The sequence below is a fragment of the Rhizobium sp. 1399 genome (assembly GCF_031455475.1).
Taxonomy (GTDB): Bacteria; Pseudomonadota; Alphaproteobacteria; order Rhizobiales; family Rhizobiaceae; genus Rhizobium.
In genome coordinates, this window is record NZ_JAVDSU010000006.1 from 284,517 (window position 1) to 306,259 (window position 21,743).

The 21,743-nt window shown below is 56.8% G+C and carries 23 protein-coding genes and 3 pseudogenes; 13 read left to right on the plus strand and 13 right to left on the minus strand.

Annotated features, from left to right (window positions below):
• Positions 1-102 precede the first annotated feature (102 nt).
• Positions 103-588: a hypothetical protein gene (locus tag J2X71_RS20850; protein WP_310384506.1), complete on the minus strand. Its 486-nt coding sequence runs from the start codon at positions 586-588 to the stop codon at positions 103-105.
• 376 nt (positions 589-964) lie between these two features.
• Between J2X71_RS20850 and J2X71_RS20855 the strand changes: the two genes are divergently transcribed.
• The 5 genes from J2X71_RS20855 to J2X71_RS20875 are packed head-to-tail and all read left to right on the plus strand — an operon-like array spanning position 965 to position 6,136.
• A complete protein-coding gene (locus tag J2X71_RS20855) occupies positions 965-1,972 on the plus strand; it encodes an ABC transporter substrate-binding protein (RefSeq protein WP_310384508.1) in 1,008 nt (335 codons plus the stop codon).
• Positions 1,969-2,550 (plus strand): SCO family protein, encoded by a 582-nt coding sequence (locus tag J2X71_RS20860; RefSeq protein ID WP_310384510.1) that lies wholly within the window; start codon positions 1,969-1,971, stop codon positions 2,548-2,550. Before J2X71_RS20855 ends, J2X71_RS20860 begins: the two co-directional genes overlap by 4 nt.
• A complete protein-coding gene (locus J2X71_RS20865; protein WP_310384512.1) occupies positions 2,516-4,621 on the plus strand; it encodes an ATP-binding protein in 2,106 nt (701 codons plus the stop codon). Before J2X71_RS20860 ends, J2X71_RS20865 begins: the two co-directional genes overlap by 35 nt.
• The gene (locus tag J2X71_RS20870; RefSeq protein ID WP_310384514.1) at positions 4,618-4,983 is read left to right on the plus strand and encodes a response regulator; all 366 of its coding nucleotides are present in this window, start codon (positions 4,618-4,620) and stop codon (positions 4,981-4,983) included. Before J2X71_RS20865 ends, J2X71_RS20870 begins: the two co-directional genes overlap by 4 nt.
• Complete coding sequence (locus tag J2X71_RS20875) at positions 4,976-6,136, plus strand: response regulator (RefSeq protein WP_310384517.1); 1,161 nt, start codon at positions 4,976-4,978, stop codon at positions 6,134-6,136. Before J2X71_RS20870 ends, J2X71_RS20875 begins: the two co-directional genes overlap by 8 nt.
• A gap of 343 nt (positions 6,137-6,479) precedes the next feature.
• Here J2X71_RS20875 and J2X71_RS20880 read toward each other — a convergent pair whose 3' ends face one another.
• Both J2X71_RS20880 and J2X71_RS20885 read right to left on the minus strand, forming a co-directional pair.
• Positions 6,480-7,262, minus strand: coding sequence for a thermonuclease family protein (locus J2X71_RS20880; RefSeq protein WP_310384518.1), 783 nt, complete (start codon positions 7,260-7,262; stop codon positions 6,480-6,482).
• A 12-nt stretch (positions 7,263-7,274) separates the two neighbouring features.
• The gene (locus J2X71_RS20885) at positions 7,275-8,318 is read right to left on the minus strand and encodes a hypothetical protein (protein WP_310384520.1); all 1,044 of its coding nucleotides are present in this window, start codon (positions 8,316-8,318) and stop codon (positions 7,275-7,277) included.
• A gap of 156 nt (positions 8,319-8,474) precedes the next feature.
• On the opposite strand from J2X71_RS20885, the gene J2X71_RS20890 reads away from it, so the two are divergent.
• The 3 genes and pseudogenes from J2X71_RS20890 (at position 8,475) to J2X71_RS20900 (ending at position 9,636) form a co-directional block, all read left to right on the plus strand.
• Entirely contained in the window at positions 8,475-8,783 is a 309-nt protein-coding gene (locus J2X71_RS20890; RefSeq protein WP_310384522.1) for a hypothetical protein, read from the plus strand.
• Between the two features lie 218 nt (positions 8,784-9,001).
• Positions 9,002-9,046: pseudogene (locus J2X71_RS20895) on the plus strand (hypothetical protein); the annotation flags it as partial.
• A 77-nt stretch (positions 9,047-9,123) separates the two neighbouring features.
• Positions 9,124-9,636, plus strand: a complete 513-nt coding sequence (locus J2X71_RS20900; protein ID WP_310384735.1) for an IMP cyclohydrolase — start codon at positions 9,124-9,126, stop codon at positions 9,634-9,636.
• Here J2X71_RS20900 and J2X71_RS20905 read toward each other — a convergent pair.
• The 3 genes and pseudogenes from J2X71_RS20905 to J2X71_RS20915 form a co-directional block, all read right to left on the minus strand.
• On the minus strand, positions 9,631-9,981 hold the full coding sequence (locus J2X71_RS20905) for a formyltransferase family protein (RefSeq protein WP_310384737.1): 351 nt from the start codon (positions 9,979-9,981) through the stop codon (positions 9,631-9,633). The two genes, J2X71_RS20900 and J2X71_RS20905, sit on opposite strands and share 6 nt — an antisense overlap.
• Before the next feature lie 31 nt (positions 9,982-10,012).
• Positions 10,013-10,441: a hypothetical protein gene (locus tag J2X71_RS20910; RefSeq protein WP_310384524.1), complete on the minus strand. Its 429-nt coding sequence runs from the start codon at positions 10,439-10,441 to the stop codon at positions 10,013-10,015.
• Between the two features lie 36 nt (positions 10,442-10,477).
• Positions 10,478-10,704, minus strand: a pseudogene (locus J2X71_RS20915) (transposase domain-containing protein); the annotation flags it as partial.
• A gap of 167 nt (positions 10,705-10,871) precedes the next feature.
• On the opposite strand from J2X71_RS20915, the gene J2X71_RS20920 reads away from it, so the two are divergent.
• A complete protein-coding gene (locus J2X71_RS20920; protein WP_310384526.1) occupies positions 10,872-11,819 on the plus strand; it encodes a membrane dipeptidase in 948 nt (315 codons plus the stop codon).
• 55 nt (positions 11,820-11,874) lie between these two features.
• Entirely contained in the window at positions 11,875-12,291 is a 417-nt protein-coding gene (locus J2X71_RS20925) for a DUF6984 family protein (RefSeq protein ID WP_310384528.1), read from the plus strand.
• A gap of 84 nt (positions 12,292-12,375) precedes the next feature.
• Here J2X71_RS20925 and tnpC read toward each other — a convergent pair.
• From tnpC to J2X71_RS20945, 4 genes and pseudogenes are all read right to left on the minus strand, one after another.
• Positions 12,376-13,212, minus strand: a pseudogene (gene tnpC, locus J2X71_RS20930) (IS66 family transposase); the annotation flags it as partial.
• Between the two features lie 113 nt (positions 13,213-13,325).
• Complete coding sequence (locus J2X71_RS20935) at positions 13,326-13,568, minus strand: hypothetical protein (protein WP_310384530.1); 243 nt, start codon at positions 13,566-13,568, stop codon at positions 13,326-13,328.
• Positions 13,569-13,975: 407 nt separating this feature from the next.
• The gene (locus J2X71_RS20940; protein WP_310384532.1) at positions 13,976-14,623 is read right to left on the minus strand and encodes an SOS response-associated peptidase family protein; all 648 of its coding nucleotides are present in this window, start codon (positions 14,621-14,623) and stop codon (positions 13,976-13,978) included.
• Between the two features lie 35 nt (positions 14,624-14,658).
• On the minus strand, positions 14,659-15,324 hold the full coding sequence (locus tag J2X71_RS20945) for an SOS response-associated peptidase family protein (protein WP_310384534.1): 666 nt from the start codon (positions 15,322-15,324) through the stop codon (positions 14,659-14,661).
• Between the two features lie 620 nt (positions 15,325-15,944).
• Here J2X71_RS20945 and J2X71_RS20950 point away from each other — a divergent pair.
• Positions 15,945-17,882 (plus strand): TetM/TetW/TetO/TetS family tetracycline resistance ribosomal protection protein, encoded by a 1,938-nt coding sequence (locus J2X71_RS20950; RefSeq protein ID WP_310384535.1) that lies wholly within the window; start codon positions 15,945-15,947, stop codon positions 17,880-17,882.
• A gap of 139 nt (positions 17,883-18,021) precedes the next feature.
• Here J2X71_RS20950 and J2X71_RS20955 read toward each other — a convergent pair whose 3' ends face one another.
• Together J2X71_RS20955 and J2X71_RS20960 are read right to left on the minus strand one after the other, a co-directional pair.
• Positions 18,022-18,390 carry a hypothetical protein gene (locus J2X71_RS20955; RefSeq protein ID WP_310384539.1) on the minus strand — a complete coding sequence of 123 codons (369 nt, stop codon included), beginning with the start codon at positions 18,388-18,390 and terminating at the stop codon, positions 18,022-18,024.
• A 261-nt stretch (positions 18,391-18,651) separates the two neighbouring features.
• Positions 18,652-19,518: a methyltransferase domain-containing protein gene (locus J2X71_RS20960; protein ID WP_310384541.1), complete on the minus strand. Its 867-nt coding sequence runs from the start codon at positions 19,516-19,518 to the stop codon at positions 18,652-18,654.
• Between the two features lie 253 nt (positions 19,519-19,771).
• Between J2X71_RS20960 and J2X71_RS20965 the strand changes: the two genes are divergently transcribed.
• Positions 19,772-20,347, plus strand: coding sequence for a hypothetical protein (locus tag J2X71_RS20965; protein WP_310384542.1), 576 nt, complete (start codon positions 19,772-19,774; stop codon positions 20,345-20,347).
• Positions 20,348-20,353: 6 nt separating this feature from the next.
• Here the strand turns inward: J2X71_RS20965 and J2X71_RS20970 are convergent, their stop codons facing one another.
• On the minus strand, positions 20,354-20,818 hold the full coding sequence (locus J2X71_RS20970) for a hypothetical protein (protein ID WP_310384544.1): 465 nt from the start codon (positions 20,816-20,818) through the stop codon (positions 20,354-20,356).
• Positions 20,819-21,076: 258 nt separating this feature from the next.
• On the opposite strand from J2X71_RS20970, the gene J2X71_RS20975 reads away from it, so the two are divergent.
• A complete protein-coding gene (locus tag J2X71_RS20975; protein WP_310384547.1) occupies positions 21,077-21,739 on the plus strand; it encodes a hypothetical protein in 663 nt (220 codons plus the stop codon).
• Positions 21,740-21,743 lie beyond the last annotated feature (4 nt).

A 21,743-nucleotide genomic window follows, 5' to 3' on the forward strand; every position in this document is an offset into this window, starting at 1 on the left:
TGCGAGTGCCCCACTGGCCATCCTAAAGGACAAGACAAGAGAAAACGGCGGCCACCGGCCGCCGTGTTTACTGAAGCTCTGGCGTATGCCCGAACTAAATGTTCAAACTTCCGCCCGAAAGCCGATATTGTCGCGGCGGATCGCACTGGAGTTGCCACCTTCGACGGGTCGATAGAACTGGGATTCATGGTCCCAATCGGCTTCCGCCTCTTCTGCCTCCTCAGGCGACAGCTGGAGGACGATGAGTTTGTCGAGGACCTGATCCACCTCCTGATCCATTCGAATCAAGTCCATGGACTTTCCCATGTGTCCCCGCTCACCGAACTTATCGAAGCACATATCTGCAACGATACTTCGGAGATCGATGATCTTCTGTATCGTCTCATGCGAAAAGTGTGGCTCGTCTCCGAAATCGAGCGCGTCGGACACTTCCTGCGCACGAAGCGACAGGGTCTCCGACCGAGACTTTGATCCGTCACCGCCAAAGACGTCGAAGCACTGATTGCCGACATATTCGGCGAAGACCGCCACCTTCATAACGTCCTGAGACGAGACGTCCGGCTCGTGTCTGAATAAGATCGTAGGCATGCGGAATCCTCCTTGTTTGGTTAGGATTAGAAGCTACTGCCGTACGGATGTTCTTATTTTGTTCCATTTTTCGGAGGAGTCAAGAGGGGCGTTTTCTCAAGGGTGTTAACGCCGCTTACTGCTCTCCCGGTGGGAAGAGAACCCTCGCTACCGGCACAGATAAGGCGTACAATTAGTGATCGCTGGCCGGGACCGTTCACGCGGCAGCGACTGAGAGCGTAAGACTCCCGCCTCAAACCAGCGGGCATGATCAAGTCGAGCCCGCGGCAGATTATGGCAAGCGGAACGGACTGGCGCTTCCTCAACGAGCTTAGGCGCGAGTTTAAGACCTGAGAAGCCCACCCCGGTGCCGTTCTCGACGGGAAAGGAGAGTCGCATGCAGATCATCCAGAATCGCCGCAATTTCCTAGCCGGCCTCACGGCAGCCGGCGCTGCGGGCCTCATGGGTGCCGCGACACCGGCCGTCGCCGAACCACCGCCCGAGACCGGCCGGATTCGCCTGAGCAAGAACTCCGGCATCTGCCTCGCGCCGCAATATGTCGCGGAGGATTTGCTGTATGCCGAGGGTTTCACGCATGTGGATTACGTCGAGTCCCAGCCTGGCTTTGGGATAGCGACGGATACGGCGAGCGGCAAAATCGATTTCTCCATGAACTTCATTGCACCTGCGCTTGTCGCCGTCGATCAGGGGCACAGGCTAACATTGATGGGCGGCATCCATCCGGGCTGTTGGGAACTATTCGTCCAGCCAGGCATCGGCAGCATCCTCCAACTCAAGGGCAGGAAAGTCGGTGTTCAGGCGATAGGTTCGGCCCCGCACCTGTTCATCGTCAGCATAGCGGCACATGTCGGACTGGACCCGGTGCGGGACATCGTCTGGGTGAGCGATCCAGAGGTGAAGCCGAAGGAATTGTTCCTGCGCGGCGATGTCGACGCCTTCCTCGGCTTTCCGCCGGAGCCGCAGGAACTGCGCGCCAAGGCGGCCGGCGACGTCATCATCAACAGCGCCCTCGACCGGCCGTGGTCGCAGTATTTCTGCTGTGTGCTGGCCGGCAATCCCGGCTTCATCGCCGCCAATCCCGTCGCTTCAAAGCGGGTGATGCGCGCCATCCTCAAGGCTGCCGATCTGTGCGTGGCCGACCCGGCCATGGTCGCGCGCCGTCTCGTTGAAGGCAAATTCACAGCCAATTACGACTACGCGCTCCAGGCCCTCGGCGAGGTCCCCTACAAGCGGTGGCGGGACTATGACGTGGAAGACACGGTGCGCTTCTACGCGCTGCGCCTGCACGAGGCCGGCGCTATCACCGCGAGTCCCCAGGAGATCATCGCCAAGGCCACGGACTGGCGCTTCCTCAATGAACTGAGGCGTGAATTAAAGTCATGAGGTGGCCAGCACAGGTTCTGCTGTTGGCGCTGCTAGCCGGGCCAGCTCAGGCACATGATGCATCGCACGACCAGCGCTTGCCGACTATCGGGGCCGCGCCCGACTTTACCCTGACGTCGCAGAGCGGAGTACCTGTGTCACTCCGTGGATTTCGCGGCAAGGTAGTTGCGGTTGCGTTCATCTTTGTTTCCTGCACCGACATCTGTCCGATGCTGACCGATAACATGGCGCGCGTGAAGGACATGCTGGGTGGTGCGTTCGGGGCCGAGATCGTCTTCGTTTCGATCACCGTCGACCCCGAGCGCGACACTCCCGAGGTGCTGAAGCACTATGCTGAGAACTTCAATGCCGATGTGAAGGGCTGGTCGTTTCTTACCGGTGATCCTGCGATGGTCCATGAGGTTGGACGGAAATACGGCGTTATCGCGAGGAAGACGGCGAATGGTGAGGTCGATCACACCCTGCTGACGTCGCTCGTAGACCCGAATGGCATGTTGCGCGTACAATATCTCGGCGCTGGTTTCGACCTGGAGGAGTTCCGGAGTGATCTTCTTAGCCTTTTGGAGGAAGCTAGGTAACCTCACGAGCGGGCTGATTGGCTGGGTTGCGCGGCTGCCAGCGCGCGTCCAGACCAAGCTGTTGATCGCGTTCCTGTCGATCGTCGGACTGCTGATCGTGCTCGGGGCCGTCGGGTTGCAGGTGCTGAGTGGAGTCAACGCTCAGACAACCGAGCTAATCAAACTGCAGCGCAAGATCGCCGCCTATCGCCAGGTCCAGCACGACACGACGAACCAACTCTACAGCATCTCGACCGCACTTTTGCTTCAGGCCGACATGATGCTCGATGCAGCGCTGCGCCAGCTCAACCAGTTTGGCTACGACCTCGACCGCATGGAGTTTGTCGCGGCAAATGAGGCGCAAGTGTTGGGCCAGGTCCGGCAAGAATACAATCAGTTTACCGCGAAGGTCACACGTGTCGTCGAGCTCATCCGCGCCGGGCACACCGACGAGGCGCGCAGAATGCAGCTCGATGAGATCATGCCGTCGGCCGACCGCCTCGAGCGGCTGACCAACCAACTCGTCAATATGGCGGAAGCCGACATGGTGGGGGCAATCGAAGCGACCGAAGGGGCGTTCGGCACCTCCCGGCTGATCGTGATTTCCTTTGCGGTGGGCAGCATCCTGCTGGCGCTAGGACTCGGCTACATCATCTCCTGGTCGCTAATCGAGCCAGTCAAGAAGATCGGGACGCGTCTGCGCCAGATAGCGGCGGGCGACTTCGCCCAACAGGTTACCGTCGCCAATCGGGACGAGCTTGGAGTGCTTGCCGCCGATGTCAACCAGATGTCCGAGCAGCTCGGGCGGCTATACCAGGAGGTACAGGCGCGCACGGCCGAGCTTGCACGCTCGGTTGGCGAACTGGAGGCGCTCGGGGAAGTCAGCAAGGCTGTCAATTCGACGCTCGATCTCGACACCGTGCTGCAGACGATCGTAGCGAAGGCGGTTCAACTGTCGGACACGGACGCAGGCACCATCTACGTCTTCAGCAGCGCCACGCAACACTTCCGCCTTCGGGCGACCTATGGGATCAGCGACGAAATCATCGCCGCACTCTCCAGCCAGCCGATCAAATTGAACGATGCCGGAATTGGCGATGCTGCAAGACGCCGAGCGCCGGTCCAAGCCGCCGATCTTAGCGAAGGTATCCCCTCTCCTTCCCAGAAGATCGTCCTCGATGCCGGATATCGCGGCGTCTTGGTGGTTCCACTGCTCAGGCCAAACAAGATCGTGGGCGCGCTCGTCGTCGAGCGTCGCAAGCCCGGTGAATTCGACACGCAGGTGATCCATCTGTTGGAGACCTTTGCCGCCCAGTCGGTCGTGGCCATGCAAAACGCGAAGCTTTTCCGGGAGATAGAGGAGAAAGGCCGAGAGTTGGAGGCAGCCAGCCGCCACAAGTCGCAATTCCTCGCGAACATGAGCCATGAACTGAGGACACCGCTCAACTCCGTCCTGGGCTTCACCGAACTGCTGGTTGACGGAATCTATGGCGAGTTGCCGGAAAGGGCCAAGGCGACGGTGTCCCGCGTGCAGGCGAACGGCCGTCACCTGCTGGGACTCATCAACGACGTGCTCGACCTTTCCAAGATCGAAGCAGGCCAGCTCACGCTGGCGATCGAGGACTATGCTGTGGGGCAGATCGTTCACTCGGCCGTCACGGCTGTCGAGCCGCTGGCACGTGCAAAAGGACTTTCGCTCGCGGCGACTGTCGCCGAGAACCTGCCGCTGGGCCTCGGGGACGAACGCCGTCTGACGCAAGTCCTGATGAATCTCGCCGGCAATGCGGTCAAGTTCACCGAGACTGGCACAGTCGACATTTTTGCCCATGCAGTCGATGGGCACTTCGAGATCACAGTGCGGGACACAGGTCCCGGCATCGCGCCCAAAGACCAGGTCCTCATCTTCGAGGAATTCCAACAGGTCGACAACACCAGCACCCGGCAAAAGGGTGGCACGGGCCTCGGTCTCGCGATCTCAAAGCGTATCGTCGAAATGCATGGTGGAACCCTAAGCGTCGAGTCGGTGCCAGATTCAGGCTCGACGTTCTGCATGAGAATACCAATTCGGGTGGAGGACGTGAAAGCGGCATGAGCAAACGAATCCTGATGGTGGAGGACACCGAGGACAACCGCCAGATCGTGCGCGATCTCCTGGCCGCCACCGAGTACGAACTGATAGAGGCCGCGGACGGGGCTGCCGGCGTCGCGGCTGCCGTATCTGAGAGGCCGGACTTGATCCTGATGGACATCCAGCTGCCGGTGATCGACGGGTACGAAGCTGCCCGCCGCATAAAGGCTGACCCGACACTCCGGCAAATTCCGATAATCGCAGTCACCTCCTACGCATTGTCGGGAGACGAGGCGAAGGCCCTCGCTGCGGGGTGCGACGGCTACATTGCCAAGCCCTTCAGCCCGCGCCAACTGTTAACAATGATCCGAGAATTCCTTGCCTGAGGGAGGCTGCACCTTGCACGATCCACCTCGCATTCTCGCCGTCGACGACACGCCGGAAAATCTCGAAATCCTGCGCATGCGCCTCGAGGCGAGCGGCTACGAAGTGGCAACTGCTGCGGACGGCGAAGAGGGGCTTGCGCAGGCGCGCAGCCTCGCGCCTGACCTGATCCTGCTCGACATCATGATGCCGAAGCTCGACGGGATAAGCGTCGTGCGCATGCTCAAGGAAGACGTTTCGCTGCGATCGATCCCGGTTATCCTTGTCACCGCAAGGGCCGATACGCGGGACGTGGTGGAGGGTCTGGACGCCGGCGGCGACGACTATCTAACCAAGCCGTTCGAACATCAGGCCCTGCTGGCGCGGGTACGCTCGATGCTGCGCCAAAAAGCGCTTCACGATACAGTCCAGAGCCAGGCGCTACGCCTTGAGGATCAGGCCGCACAATTGGCTGCATGGAACCGCTCTCTTAAACAAACAGTGGCGGAGCAGTTGATCGAAATCGAGCGGATGAGCCGACTGAGACGGTTTCTGCCCGCTCAGGTCGCCGACCTCATTGTTGAATCGGGCAATGACGACACGCTGCTTCAAAGCCACCGTCGCGAGGTGACCGTCGTTTTCTGCGATCTGCGCGGCTTTACAGCGTTCGCCGAGACCGCCGAGCCGGAAGAGGTGATGACAGTTCTTGGCGAGTACCACGCCTGCCTCGGCGAGTTGATCGCCCGCCACGGGGGAACCATGGAACGCTTCGTGGGCGACGGCCTTCTTGTCGTTTTCAACGATCCACTGCCCTGCGTCGACCACACCGAGAAGGCGGTCCTCATGGCGGCGGAAATGCGTGACGCAATCGACGAGCATTCGGACCGCTGGCGCAAACGAGGCTATTTGCTTGGTTTCGGGATCGGCATCGCTCGGGGCCACGCAACCATCGGACAGATTGGCTTCGACCAGCGCTCGGATTACGCGGTCATAGGCACCGTCCCGAACCATGCGGCGCGATTATGCGAAAAGGCAAAACCCGGTCAGATTCTCGTCAGCCAACGCGTCTTCGGCGCTATCGAAACGCTGGTCGAATCCGTTCCTGTCGGCGAATTGAATCTGAAAGGCTTTCACCGCCCGATGCCCGCTTACGAGATCGTCCGGTGGCGCAGCTGAACTTGTCTACGGGCTATCTTGTCAATCTATTGGCGTCTTAGCATGCGCCCCCAAGGATCAACAATCGTCCGCGTTCTTAGGAAGGCAACTTTGGACGCCCCGACGAGCGCACCGCAGATATGACACCTGACGCCGCTCCGACTTGTAGATTTGCTCTCTCGTCTCGTTGCTCGGCAGCACTAGGGTCGGAGGAGCCTTGCCCGCCATCAGTAACATGGGCACGAGGACGATGGCCGCAAATACAAGGAGGATCGCCCAGAAGACGAAGCTTAAGACGAAGCGGATCAACGTGCGGACAAGCGTTAACAAGCCATTTGCGTTGCGAGAAGGTCCGTTCATTGCGTCATCCCGTGCACCATGGCCGGGGCGTCGGCGGGCAACTCGTTCTGCCGCAGACGAATGGCACAGCAAGGCCTTCACTGATGAGAATGCTGCCGACGTCCTTCCCGTCGACGGTTAGCGTGCCGCAATAGCGCCCGTGGTTGCATTTCGCCCTCCCCTGCGTGCCTGGCGCACATGCGCATGCGACCTTTGTCAGCTGGACGCTGCCATGGGCGACCAGTTCCCGAAGCCGTGCCGAGGCCCGCTCGCCTTGCTGGCGTTCGTACTCGCATTCGGGCGAAAACTTCTCCGGTGTATTAAAGCCAACCAACCGGGTACCTGCCGCCTCCCCAACAACGTGAACAGTGTCTCCATCGGTCACCGTAAATTCCTGTGTCTGCGACGCAAGCGTCGTCGCCGGAGCTGACTGAAATTGTTCTGATCCGAATTCGAATATCTGCTGGGCGATGGCCACAGCTGCGACGATCAGAAACCCCAGGACCAGGCGTTCGAGACGCCACTTCAACCGTCTGCCGGTGCGGCCCAAAGGGAGCCTGAATGATCTCCTTGCCCGATGGCGAGTTGGATAGCCGCTGATAATAGTCGGCGGCTGCGTAATCACGCTGTTCTGCCGCCCGAGAATTTCGAAAATCTTCCGCCACTGTTTATCGGAAAGGCGAGCCTGTCCACCGGATCGTTCGAGACGAGCGTGGATGTCGGTCAGAAAGGTTCGCTGCCAAGCCGTTAGGTTCTGGCGAAGTAGTGCTGTTTCGATATCGTTTCGGAGGTTGCCAGCCGGGTCCATTGGAGCGAGCTTTCAAGGTTTTAGGGAATTGAAGATCGCTCGGGCATTGGCTGCGACGGTCGCTGACTGCGTTATGAAAAGCTCCGCAGTGCTCCTGAAATCATACGAGATGGCGAGCTTGTCTGATAACTCCTCCGTTGCTGTGCAGTAGAGCCAAGGTTGGCTTTTGGAACGATAGTCCCGGCATTGGGCGAAATATCCGTCCGGCCGCTGCAGATACAGGTCATTTTGTGAGCGATGGGTTCTAAGGCCGTCGGAAGCGACGGTGGGCTGGTTCTTCAACATAGCCTTCCGTTCGCGGACCGAGGGATCAAAGCCCGGGGCCTTGACGGAAACTGTCATTTCGACGGGCTTGTCGGGAATAAGTTCCGTGGAAATTAGGTGACAGGCCATCTCCGCCCAGGGATATTCAGGGTGCGGGCGCGAACAGAACGGTCGTTTGGTTTCCATCTCTCTCCGCGCCGGGATGCCATCCAGCATGAAGACTACCGACTTCAACGTCGCGTTGCCTCCATCTGCCTCGCCACAGAAGGCGCGTGCATCTGGATTGCTCCAAAGAAGGTAATGGTCGCTGTTCATTCCCTCGCCGTAGAGAAAGATGCCAGGCGCGACTGGAATCGCGATGTCCACATCGGCGATCCGGGCTGGATGCAGGTTGTCGAGGCATGCGGCAGCGGGAGGCCTATAGCGAGCCTCCCTGGTTTTCTGCTGGGTCCAGGTGACGACGAAATAACTTCCGAAGCCTAAGATGAAAACGACAGGAAGCACGAATACGGCCCGCAGCGCCTGCAATTGAGCCGTGCGGCCGATCAACACAATCCCGCTTGCAGCGAAACCGCTGGCAGCACCAATCATCACGAAGACGACGAGGATGATCCCAAATGCTGCGCCTGCCCCGTCCGAGGCGTTGACACTCGCAAATTCGATTTTGGCCAGAACAGCCGCCAGGATTCCAGCGGGCACAAGCAACCACCAGCGCCACCAGAAACACATGGCCAGGAAGCCGACGGCGTAGGCCGGGCCCACGAAACTGAGAAGTTGCCCAAAGTATTGCATGAAATCATCGGCTCCGCGCTGGATGAGGCTTCTATCGCATCAATCTCAAGACGAACCGTGAAAAACTTCGGTTAAATTGCACGCAAGGGAGAGTCCAAAGGGATTACTCGCAGTGGGTAGTTGCAGTCCAACACCAGCCACTGCAGGATGCCCAGCATGTTCAATTACTATCTGACCGCGCCCGGTGAGCGTCCACAATCCATCTCTGTTGCACACCATCTCTGGGGAAACGAGTGCGACTTCGATTTAGATGGAAATGATGACGAAGCACCGGTCGGTTGCTGGACAGAACTGACAGTTGCCCTCCGTCCGGAATGTGAGGAGCGCATCGATGTCGATCCCATCGATGGTAGCGAGCCGCTGGTACTCGTAATCCGCTCGGATTCTGCGGACCTTGCCAAGAAAGCTGCTCTGTTCCTGCAATCACATTCTGGCGGGGAACTCAGCGAACAACCGCCTCGTTAAATCGCCCTTGGCCCAAAGCGGTCATGTCAGTAGAGCTGGCGATTTTCATGTGAAATCAATGCCGATGAGTGATGGTCAAAGCCTTCGCAACCCTGCCACAGAAGCGCTCGGCAAGGCAGTTCGGAGGGTCAGTTGTGTATCCATACCATCGGCAATCTGTGCAGATTGGGAATTCGTTGCTACGGTCACCAGCATTATAAGCTGGAGAATTTTGCGAGATGTATGTTGGTCGAATTGTTGGAGTAGGTCGCAGTCGAAAAGGGGATTTAATCGCAGCCTACCGGGTTTCGAGCAGGTCGTTTCCCAACAGGAACGTAGAAAAGCTCGGCGACACCATGCAATTGTCGCCCAAGAAGGAAGCGCCGATGCAGCGTCCGACAGCCCATACATCGCTTATGAATGTCTCATTTGGAACTCTCGTTTTGCTGTTGTCAGTAATGGCAGCCACACCAGGCCGATCTACGAGCGGCTAAGGGCGGGAAACGCCCCGCGAGATGCGATAGTGAGCGTTCTCGTAGGCTTGGACCGGGAGTTCGATCAGCAGGATACGCCGCGAATTTGTGGCCTAGTTGATTTGGCCGAAAACAGGCTTTGGCTCGGCAGCATAACCGCCACCAGCTTGTCCGTTATTCCGATAGAGGCTCGGCCTGGCCAGCTCGCGTACATCACGACCTATGAGTTTCCACTACCTCGCACCGAGCAGATAGATCAGGACTTTGATGCCGTTGACCCAGATGCGGTCTGCAGCCATATCACCCGTGAATCGGTCTTCTCTCAATTCGAGAAACCTGTTTGCGCGGCTTCCTGGATTGGGTCAGCATCGGGACATAAGACCGCAACGTTTTGCCTATAGTGGCAGGCGTAGATCGCCCGCACTGATGCGACGGATAACGTCGATGAAGAGGCCGCATTCGGCTTTCATCACCCGTCGTTCCAGCGAGACCACATCGTCCGATGGATCGATCCGAACAGCTTCAGTGGCAATGGTTCGACCATGGTCGTATTCTCCATCGACGAGATGGATGGTAGCTCCCGTTTCGGTCTCTCCGTTGTCGAGCACAGCTTGATGTACCCTTCGCCCGTACATCCCCAAGCCGCCGTGTTTCGGTAGGAGCCCTGGGTGGACAGTAAGCGGTGTGCTGCTCACACCTTGTCGGTAAAACTGGTTTCGACGGCAAGGTTGGTGCATTCCGATCATGAGTGAACAGAAGGTATTTCCTTTTGACAAGCTAGAGTCCGAGGCGTGTCACCAGTTCCGCAATTAGCGGATTGGTGAAGTCGGCAACGGGATTGTCACTCTTGTCGGGCTTGCGATGATATTCTCCTGCATCAAATGCTAGGTAGATTTCGAAGAATGGCTCGGGGACTTGAATGTTGCCCGGCCCAAAGCCTGCTTGTACTGCCCCCCAGAGATCATTCATGGCACCATCACAAAAGGTGTAGTCTAGTTCACCTCGGTAGTATCCTATGGCGATTTCAAGGGCAGTGACGTTGTAGAAAGCCCAGTTATCTAAAGCACCTGCCCATCGGGCCACCTCGTCATGAGAAATGCGTTCTTCCGGCTGCTTGTTAAGTGCGAATTCTAGGAAGTCGTGCATCGCTCTGGCTCTATATGCGTTTCTCTCAAAACTATGGATGAGCATGACGTCGAGCGTCAATGTCCGCCTCGTGCTCGCTATGGCTTTTCCGACGCGTTACTTTTCCTGATAATTCCACGGCAGCAGTTCCTCGATACGGCGCTGCTTGTGGCCGTTGACGATGGTAGTGAGCGTGCTGGTCATGTAGGCTTGCGGATCGACGGAATTCAGCGTGCAACTCTCGATTAGCGAGGCGATTGTCGCCCAGTTCTCTGCTCCCGCATCGTACCCGCAAAGAGTGCGTTCTTCCGGTTCAAGGCAATCGGCCGGATTGTTCGCTCCACCCCCCGTAGAATTTCGAGGATTTCCTCCCTGGAGTCGCCCTGGGAGCGCAAGTCTACGGTGAGCGGTGTTTTCCTCACACATTGAGGAGGTGCGGACATCGCCTTTCATAGAAATAATTCCGTTGCCAAATCCTCCTATTCATATTCCCAACGATCATGAGGGGATAATGACCGACATTCAGTTCTTCGATGGCCACAACGATGCGGTTCAGTTCTTGGCGGAATACCGGTCTCCCGGTCGAGACTTCCTTGTAAGGTCTGACACTGGACATCTCGATCTGCCTCGCGCCATTGAGGGTGGGATGATCGGCGGACTGTTCGCGCTTATGGCGAAGCCTGAACATGCACCCGAGGGCAATGTTATTAAGACCGACGATGGGTATGAAGTGATCTATCCAGAGAGCTTTCCGTTGTCGGCTGCCAGACCTCAGATTGGTAGGCAGCTATCGGCATTGAGGGCCGTAGTCGAGCGATCCACCGCGAAAATGCGCTTCGCAACGACTGTTGACGAAATTATAACTGCCAGGTCTCAAGGACAGTTCTCTGTAGTCCTGCACATGGAGGGAGCGGAAGCGGTCGATGCGGAATTCGAATACCTGCACACGTTGTATCAGGCCGGTCTGCGATCCTTGGGACCTGTATGGAGCCGTCCGAATATTTTCGGCCATGGCGTCCAATTCGCATTTCCGCGATCACCGAATATAGGCCCTGGACTGACGCCTCTTGGGAAAGAACTCGTCAAGGTTTGCAATAACCTTGGCATCATGGTCGATCTAGCCCATATGAACGAGAAAGGCTTTTGGGATGTCGCATCATTGAGTAGCACCCCGCTCGTTGCTACACATGCCTGTGCCCACGCTATCAGCCAATCCACAAGAAACCTGACCGACCGACAACTTGATGCCATACGGGATACGGACGGCGTCATAGGTTTCAACCTCGCGGTCTATGACATCCGCGCGGACGCGCATCTCGATGCAAATACGTCTCTCGATACCGTTGTTCGTACGCGCTGTTCCCTTCGCACCTTGACCACTCGGCGCTGTTCCGTTTCGAAGACCGCCGCCGGGATGAAGATGCCAATACGCGGGATGCGGACGTTGACAGCGTCATAGGCTCCACGCAGATTTCACTGTATTGGTCGAAACTTTTGCAGTTGAGTGGTGAGGAATGGTCGATAATTCGGAACATTGGAGAGAGATCGATCCAAGGGAACGCGCCCTTTTGATGCACCTTCTGCGAGACGAATTTCAGGGCAAGGCAGAAATTCTTCAACAGATGAACTCAGTAGAGGTGATGCGGGTTAGTCCCGAAGGGAGTTTGAGGCTCCGGACGAGCGGCCCTGTAGCGGACGTGAAAGATAATGACGCGCCTTCGTCGCGAGCAAACGACAAAATTCCAATCGAAGGCTTCTATGACGACGAAGCCGACGACAAAAAAAGCTTTCTAAGTGTCGCAAAACTCGTGCGGCTAGCGTTGCATGTCACTGACGGCCGACTTTCTGAGCTTGAGATTTACAAAGAAGACGGCAGCACAATCGTGACCGGTCCATACGAAATCGACCTTTCAAGAGTTCATTTCTATTGAAAAGCCACGCCTTAACCACCGCCAGTGTGACGCATCGTGCATGGCCTTATCTGGGGAGGATCGGCAGAAGTCTTTGGGTACAGCTTATGCAGCCTGACAATTCCACGGCATAAGCGTTTCAATCCGACTCTGCTTATGGCCGTTGACAATGGCAGTGAGCGTGTAGGTTAAATATGCGAACGGATCAACGGAATTGAGCTTGCAGGTCTCAATCAGCGACGCGATGGTCGCCCAGTTCTCTGCCCCGGCGTCATGACCAGCGAAGAGAGCGTTCTTGCGATTGAGGGCAATCGGCCGGATGGTTCTCTCGACGGTGTTGTTGTCGATCTCAATGCGGCCATCGGTCAGAAAGACACAGAGGCCGTCCCAGTATTTGGCGATATAGGCCAGAGCTTCGCCGAGAGGCGACTTGCCAGCGACGCGAGCACGATGATGCGCCAGCCAGGTCCGCATGTCCGCGATCACTGGTGCTGATCGTTCTTGTCTTCCGGCCAACCGGGCTTCTGGAGAGAGACCGCGCAGTTCGACTTCGATACGATAGAGGTCACCGATCCGCTTCACGCCGTCCTCGGCAATCGGTGCGGAGCCAGTGCGAGTAATCTCGACAAGCTTACGCCGTGCGTGGGCCCAACAATAGGCGAGCCGAATGTCCGGGCCGACGCGGTCCGCTGCAATCAAGCGATTGTACCCGGCATATCCATCCACCTGGAGGATGCCGGTGAACCCTTGCAATATCCGCTCGGCATGTTGCCCGCCACGACCGGGAGCATAGGTGAAGGCCACACCCGGCGGGGCTCCTCCGTCCCAAGGTCGGTCATCACGGGCCAACGCCCAGAAGTATCCGGTTTTGGTTTTGCGGGAGCCGGGATCGAGTACCGGCGCACGGGTCTCGTCCATGAACAGCTTCGTCGACCGCTTCAGCCAGTCGTCCCGAGATCATTGTCGGGACCGTCACGATACGTCTGGAAGAAGGCGCGTCCCAAGCAGTCGCAAACGAGTTTTTCCACAGTATCGGCCCAAAGCGGCCATACCGCCTAGAGGAATTTAGGTCCCGGCAAGTGCAGTTGGCTAGCTTTCATCGCGATGAGAAGAAATACGAACCCGAGAGGAATTATTATCAGTGCCAACCGAATTCGAACGTGCTTTGGGAACTCGTGAATGGATTTATAGCGGAACATATAGGGAGCCATCAGCGCGATCATTATCGCAAGGATTCCCGCCAGCAGATAGAAAAAGACGTCTTCAAACTGCAGATTAAGCATCTTTCCACCATTCACGCTGCCCTCTTTTAGCACTTGGGCGCGAAAGAGAAATCATAAAAGCGTGTTAAAATTCATCGTGACGATGACCGCAATTGGCGCATTCTTGTCATCAATGTCGCAGCGGTAGCTTTCGGAACGGCCTACCGCGATTGGTCAATGTGCTAGGAAAACACCGCTTACATTTCGAAGAGCTTCTTCCATCGCTTGTCCGACAGGCGCGCCTGCCCTTGCGACCGCTCAAGCCGCGAATGGACGTCCGTCAGGAAGCTGCGCTGCCAGGTCGTCAACCTCTGGCATTGCAAGGCTTGCTGAATGTCACTTCGGAGATTTCCGGCCGGGTCCATGGCGCTCACTGCCATATCTAAAAGACGGCGGCCTAAGCCGGAGGTAGCAAAAAATCGTAAATGCGGCCGGAGGCGGACCTATAGGAGAGTAGGAGTTTCCGACACGGCTTGCTTCTTGGCTACCCAGAAATCGTTCGTCCTCTCCATCAGGATCGATTCAGCTGGATATTTGCGCTGCTGCAATGCGACGAGATCACCGAGACTTCCATGCATCCAGAGGTCATATTCGTCAGGATGCAGGAGCACGGGCATGCGGTTATGAACGGGTGCGACTGCCTCGTTAGCGTCGGTCATAGCGCCGGAATAAACCGGACCCCACTCGTCACTAACTCGCCACAAGCCACCCCATGCAAATATTGGTTCGTCTTTCACGCTGAACCAAGTTCTGGTCATGCGTCCTTTCACACCCTCCGCTTCCGCGAAACCCGTCATAGGGATCAAGCATCGCCACTCTTCCTTGCTGGCCAGCCCAACCCACATATACTTCTTCAAATCAGCGATGTTGTTGACTGGCTTCGGCTTGGCATCGGGCTTCATCCCCTTGAGCCGTAGCGGAAAGCCCCACGTCATCGAGCGCATCTCTCGCACGCCGCCATTTTCGATGATCACCGTGCCCGGCGTTCCCGGATAAACCTCTGGCCCAGCGTTCGACTGGATGGGGTTCGGCACTCGAAAATACTCGGCCACCTCGGCGGCGGTTTTGCGGACTGTGTAGAGGTTGCACATTCGACAGACCTTTCGGCAGATGACGCGCGTTGGGGCTAGATAAGCATATTGCTTCGAGTTGCCCAAGCCTTCGAGGGCGGGATGCCGCTTCGCCAGCGGTCGCGGGTATGCAGGATTTCGAAATCGTCCGATGGAGGCGGTTCCCGGAACTGAAACTCGATGACATCCTGGATAGTGCCGTGCAGCCATCGTTCATATTCTTCCGGCTTCAAGAGAGCTGGCATGCGATCGTTGTATGGCCGCACCTTCTCGTTGGCGGTCATCGTCATCCCTGCGAAGACCGGGCCGAATTCGGGAGTGTTTCGGCAAAAACCCGCCCAGGCCATCAAAGGCTGCCTGCTCATCGAAAACCACGCGCGTGTCTTCTCGCCCTTCGGGCCATCAGGGTTAGCGAAGTGCGTCAGCGGGATCAAACAGCGATAACGGGGGTCGACCACAGTCTTATTCCAGAGTGGATTGGTCAGGTCGGCAACTAGGCCGATACGGCCGGGCGGCTCCCCGTTGTGGCGCATCTCGGATGTGTGACGAGGGAATCCCCAGGTGAGCGATTTCAACAGGCGTAGACCGTCTTTTTCAGTGACAATCAAACCCGGCGCACCTTCGATGGTCTCATCTGGAACGCCGGCGACCGGCGGGACATCTATGGCGAAATGTGCAGCGATCTCATCGATCGTTCTGGTGATCGCGTAAAGCCGTGACATGGTCATCACCGTTCTATTCGTCAACGCCATATCATACGAACAAACAGGGAACAAGAGTTAAATCATTTTCCTACGCAAATTCACCTCGGGGTGAAGGAAACGGGAAGAAAGCACGGGAACAGCAACCGGTAAACTCAATACGCCTCGAAGAATCGGCCGGTTGTCGTGAAGCTCATTGATCTGCCTGCACAGAAAGAAATTCCTTGGCAACGCATAAGAAGCGATTTGATATCGCTAGTCCCATGGTTTGCTGACAACGATTTGTTGCTCTGCCCGGTGTTGCCGTCCGATGGCGATTGACGACCTTTCCGTTGGGCACATGGGTTCTGAAAGAGAAAAGGCCCTCTCCCAAGTTACGTACGATTGTTCATCGGCTCACTTTTAGGGGCAATTTTTCTAATCGGCGGGTGAGGTCAAGCGCCTTCCCCATATTTTCTTGACCGACAAGGAACAATCTCTTCCGCAGTCGGCCCTTGACCGTCTCAGCCTACTGTTATTACAACACCATACGCGCGCCTTAACTCCGGCTGCGGCTTAGATAGACGTTCACCTGGAGGTCCCAATGCGCCAATTCCCTTCTCAAAAAACTCAGATCGGAAATTTTGAGAAGATGATTGGACATGAGCACTTTGAATCTGGGCATTCTAGCCCATGTGGACGCAGGCAAGACCAGCCTCACTGAACGACTCCTCTTTGATACCGGTGCTATCGACAAGCTGGGAAGCGTCGATGGCGGAAACACGCAGACGGACAGTCTGGAATTGGAAAGGCAGCGCGGGATTACCATCGCTGCCGCTGTTGCGGCGTTCCGGGTCGGCGAACTTTCCGTCAACTTGATCGACACGCCCGGCCATCCCGATTTCATTGCGGAGGTGGAACGCGTGCTGGGGTTGCTCGATGCGGCGATTGTCGTCGTGTCGGCCATTGAAGGTGTACAGGCTCAGACGCGAGTTCTTGTCCGCGCGCTTCAGCGCCTGGGGATTCCGTTCCTATTTTTTGTGAACAAAATGGACCGGGCTGGAGCGCGGTACGAGGACCTGCTCGCCAATATGGCCCGACAGTTGGACGTCCGACCACTTGCGATGTCGAGCGTCACCGATATCGGTTGTCGTCGCGCCGTCGTCGAAGCCATCAACATGGAGCGGGAGCCGCACCTTTCCCGACTCTGCGAAGCACTTGCCGCGGGTGATGAAACGCTGCTCGACGACTATGTGCTGGCTCCCAAAAGATTGAATTCACGGAGGCTGCAAAGGGCCATTGCGGCACAGGTGTCCAAGGGCCTTGTGCATCCGGCATACGGTGGCATTGCCATGACAGGCCTCGGAGTTCCGGACCTGATCTGGGCAATACAAAACCTGCTGCCCAGTCGTATTCCAGACCCATCGGCCCCTGTACGCGGCAGCGTCTTCAAGATCGACCGCGGATGGGGCGGCGAAAAACTTGCCTACATCAACCTCGAAGACGGGACAATAGGCGCTCGCGATCTCATCGAATTGCCGACAGGGCCCGCCAAAGTGACGAGCCTCCAGGTGTTCGACGAGACGGGATTGCACAGATGCGACTATGCTAGAGCCGGACGAATCGTGAAAGTCGGGGGGCTTTCGGGAGTGCGGATCGGCGACGAGATCGGCCTGGCGACGAAACGAGCGCGTGCGCGCCAGTTTGCGCCACCAACAATCGAAACACGCGTCGTCGCGCGGCGACCATCAGAAAATGGCGCATTGTGGCTCGCACTACAGCAGCTTTCGGAGCAGGACCCGCTCATCAACCTGCGCAACACGGAGGATGCACGCGAGATGTACCTGTCGCTTTATGGAGAGGTCCAGAAGGAAATCATCCAGGCCACACTTCTTGCGGATTTCGGGGTCGATGCGACTTTTGAGGAGAGCACTGTCATTTATGTTGAACGACCAACCAGGTCGGCAAGGGCGCTGGAAGTAATCTTCAAGGAACCCAATCCTTTCCTTGCGACAATCGGTCTAAGGGTGGAAGCTCGCCATCCTGGCTCTGGCAACGCATACGTGCTGGAAGCCGACGTCGGGCAGATGCCGATCAGCTTCTACCGCGCGATTGAAGAAACGGTGTCGGAAACCCTCAAGGCTGGCGTTTTCGGCTGGCAGGTCATCGACTGCCAAGTCGTGCTCACTGTCGTCCGGCACAGTTCACCATCCAGTACGGCGGCGGACTTCCGAGGGCTTACGCCTTTGGTTTTGGCCGAGGCACTGTCCCAGGCGGAGATGGTCGTCTGCGAACCCGTCGAGCGTTTCCAGCTGGAGGTTCCGGCGACTACGCTTCCCGTCATAGTCACACTGCTTGCCAAATGTGGGGCATCGATATCGGAGACGTTAATCGAGAGCAGCGTTGCCCGACTGGAAGGCGTGATTGCCTCCATTCATGTTCAGGGCATCCGTCGCCAGCTTCCAGGCCTTACCAGCGGAGTCGGCATCATCGAGAGTATATTCGACCATTACACACCATTGAGCGGCCCGTCGCCTATTCGTTCCCGCACGGTCGCAAACCCGTTCAACCGTATGGAGTTTCTGGCAACGACCCGATGATAGACGGATGATCCCGGTCCCGGCTGTATGAGCTGATAGTTTTGGAGTCGGGCGGCGAGGCGTCACCTCTCCACGAGAACGTTCTGGGCATGTAGCGAGGGAGTTGACGACAGCCGCCTTAGGGGTCGGAAATATTGCGTTACGGAGAGTTTGCAGCGTTGGGCATTAGGCGCATCCTAATGGCACGCTCGCCTTCGTCGTCGTATTGGCGAACAGGAAATTCAATCTTCCAAACAAGAGACCATAAGCGGGCGGCCGAAACGTCAAGATAGCCCAATTGCACGAGTCGAACAGCCAACTGAACATGATCAACTCCAACGATCATACGCGCAGCGACATCCACTTGGCGCAAAATATGGAGCATCGAAGCGTGCGTTTTGAAGCCAAACGAAGCGGCTAAAGCTTCATCCGCATGAGACGAGCCAATATCGGGATATTCGCTACGGAGTGCCTTCTTTAACGCTACGACGTTCGCAGCCGAAAATACGAAAGTGGGAGACGGGCGCATAAGACGATCCGCTGTGTAGTGTCGAAGTCCGCCGATTACACATCGACCTTGTTGAACACGGCCGTCTTTAAAATTGCGACATTCACCCTTCAACCCGGCGACAGGTTCGGCAAGGCACCCAATGGCAAAAAATAGCTGCGGGTCAATTGGTTTTCAAGAGAATTGACGGGCTGCGGTACTCGAGGGCTTGTGAAAAGAAGCCATTAAAGCCGAATAGGCAATGATTGGGATTTCCGCGACGGTAAGATGCCAGCCTGCTGCCTAAGCATAGGCTAGGCACCAGCCGGGACCGCGAACCCAACATTGCTCAGTCGGCAGCTCATCACTACGGTACAGCCGCGTCACCCTCTTGTGGTCCCCGCTCTCGAATGCCGCCGCGAGCGCTTTTTCCGATTCCGCGTCGCGCATTCCTTCACAGGGGAAGATGGCCACCGGCGAAATCCATTGCGCGTGTAATTCCTCACCCCTACGCGTCACGAGAAACACCGCCCCGCGAAGGTGCATGTTGCTCCAATTGCTCCTGGTAAATCCAAGGTCGGTTGTAAGGGGGAGGATCAGCCTTCCGCCATCATTGAGCCGGTCCAGCCAGATACCCGCTGGTCGGGTTGCTCCGGCATTCACATAGATCACGTCGGCTGCATCGAAAGCCACGGAACTGCCATCTCCCTGAACCACGGAAACGTTCCGATAGCGAGCGAGATTTGCTTTCGCGCGTGCAGCAAGCTCCGGCTCGAACTCGATCGCCGTCACCTTGCCGGATGCGGCAACGAGGTTCGCCATGATCGCAGAATAGTAGCCAGCACCAGCACCAACATGCACGATATGCTCGCCTGCTCGCAGGGCGGCCTGCGAGAGCAAAAAGGCATGAAGTGAAGGTTGTCCATTGTTGATGTGGCGCTCGGGGACGATGCCAACGATGTCATCCGTATAAAGGTAGACCGGATCGGCGGTTGGGGTCGGAACATAGGCTTTTCGCATCCGGAAGATCGGCCACGGACCCGGACCCAGGAAATCCTCTCGCGCCACCGCGGCGAAAGCGGTCTCGACACGCTCATCGACGATCCTGACAACCGCCGTGATCTGCTTTGCATACGCTTGACGCACGATCTGTAATTCGTCCGGTGTCATCGGCAGAACCACCCGAAATATAGCCCCTGCGAATTTGCCAATTGAGACGGGGCCTGTTTTATCTATTGTTGCGACGAGAGAATAGGTGGTTCTGCGGCAGCCGCAACGTCTCCAAGTGTCGCAAGGCCGATGCTGCCGGAGCCTCTCACGGTTCAGGAGCGGGGTCCGTTTTCAAGCCGAAGCGGACAGGAACTTGTTGTTATTGACAGCCAGCACGGTGAACCGTACCTCTCGCTTTGGTTGAGGGGATCGGATGACAGAGCGTGACAGGGCCCAGGCCCACCGGACTAAGGTAATTTGGATTTGGTTCTGGGTGTTGGCGTTCTTCTCGGGAGCGACTTGGATATCGATGTGGCACCTACCGACGACGGGCGTGTGCTACTTCCGGGACGTGTGGCTTCTTCGATCCTTTTGGTTTCAGAACCTCACCATGTTCGATGCGATCACGAATCTTGACCACTCCTATAGTCAGCAATGCGTCCTTTTTGCCGTACGTTCGATCCTGTCCTTGTACATTGCGGTCCTTGCAGGTGTCTTCGTTTTTTTATCCCGAAACGCCGATGATATCCCACTAGCAAATCGGCCAGGGTTGATCGTCGTGTCAGTATTCCTACTAGGCTATCTCATCTTTCGGGACGGCTTTAACGACCAATATCACGGATACCGCGCGGGGTTCAGCTATCGAACTTACGATTCTATTAACTGGCTTATCGCGAAGTCGATTCTCCGGATGATTGTCGTCTACACCCTCTTTGTTGGTTGGGGGTTACAAGCGATCGGCCTTTGGCACCGGAACGCAGTCAGCGGCGACGGAAGCGGCTCCCCTTAGTGGACCTTACTTGTAATCGGGGAAGACTACCCTCTTGTCATCAGGCGCATCCGCCCAAGATCGATAAGCCTTGTAGGTCACAGCACCAGACGCGATTCCCTTGACCATGCGACGGCACACCTCGGCAGTTGCCTTCTCTGGAGGCATTTCGCTATCTCGTTCGACCTCCGTCCTTGCTCGATCGGTCATGGCTGCCAACCCATTCTCAGTACATGCTTGGATAATTCGTGAATGGGTCGCCGGCTGTTTACGAATGATAGAAGCGTAGTATTCGAACGTTTCTCTGTTCCATGCACCGCCATCAGCCCGGACCAAAGATGGCATCGCGACCGCTATGATGAGTGCAGCAAAATATTCAATTCTGTTCGGCAAATAATCCCCCGGGGCTGCGTCGCCAAGAAGAGCAGCTTTTAGATGTGGGCGCAACTGTTCATACAGGCCGCCGTATGGCCGCTGTTGGCGCAAAGCCATCACATCCCAGCCGTGCCTACATCGGCCTACGCAACTTCGTCCTCGCTAGTCTCAAGTGAGCGAGATCGTATTCGAGATTTTGAAGGGCGGCGGACAGCCGATTCCAGCCAACCCGAGCGCGAAGTTTATAAATATCTCACTGGTCGGTTATCGTCATGGCAGCGCTCTGCATAAAATCGAGGTTATTGACAACAACCAGAAGGCAATCAGAGATAAACTATCTACGCTCCCCCAAAAAGATCATTTCAAGAGGCGTTCATGAAAGGTTCGACTAAGCCCAAAAGATTGCGGGTCCCAGTGTTCTTCGCGATTTTTGTTTGCTCCTGGTTATTGCTGGGCCTTGTTTCGTCGGCTGTGGTGGTCGGTTCCAATTTCATTCCGTCTGCCGAGTGGTTGGAATGGACAAATCCTCTGCGTGTCATTGTGGGCTCCCTATCCGCCGCGCTTTTTGTCTGGATTGGTTGGAAAGGCGCTGGAATGAGCAAACTGAAACGCGTCCTCGGTGTCATAGTCGGCCCGTTTGTGGGTTATTTTATGGGAAGCAGTATCCTGTTCATTTGGCCGTTGCTACTCCCACTGATCGCAGGCGATGAAGTTGCGCTTCCGTTCAAGGTACTTCGACTAGCCGATCGCTTGGGAAAGAACTGCCACTCTGCAGTGATGTTGGAGGACACGCCTTTTCTTATAGGCCGAGTGTGCAACGTCCCTGATGACATTAGGTTACGCCTGTCACCGGGGATCGGCGTCTTCGTACGCGGCTGGGGAACGCGTCTCGGCGTGTACGCGCATGACTTGAGCCTGACCTCAACTGACCTCGCTTCACGAAGTTGGCCGCAGAGCCTGACGCACGGCATACCCATGCGCGAAACCCCGCATGGAATTCTTATGAACACCGGTGTTTCCAGTATTTGTCGTTGCTGATGAC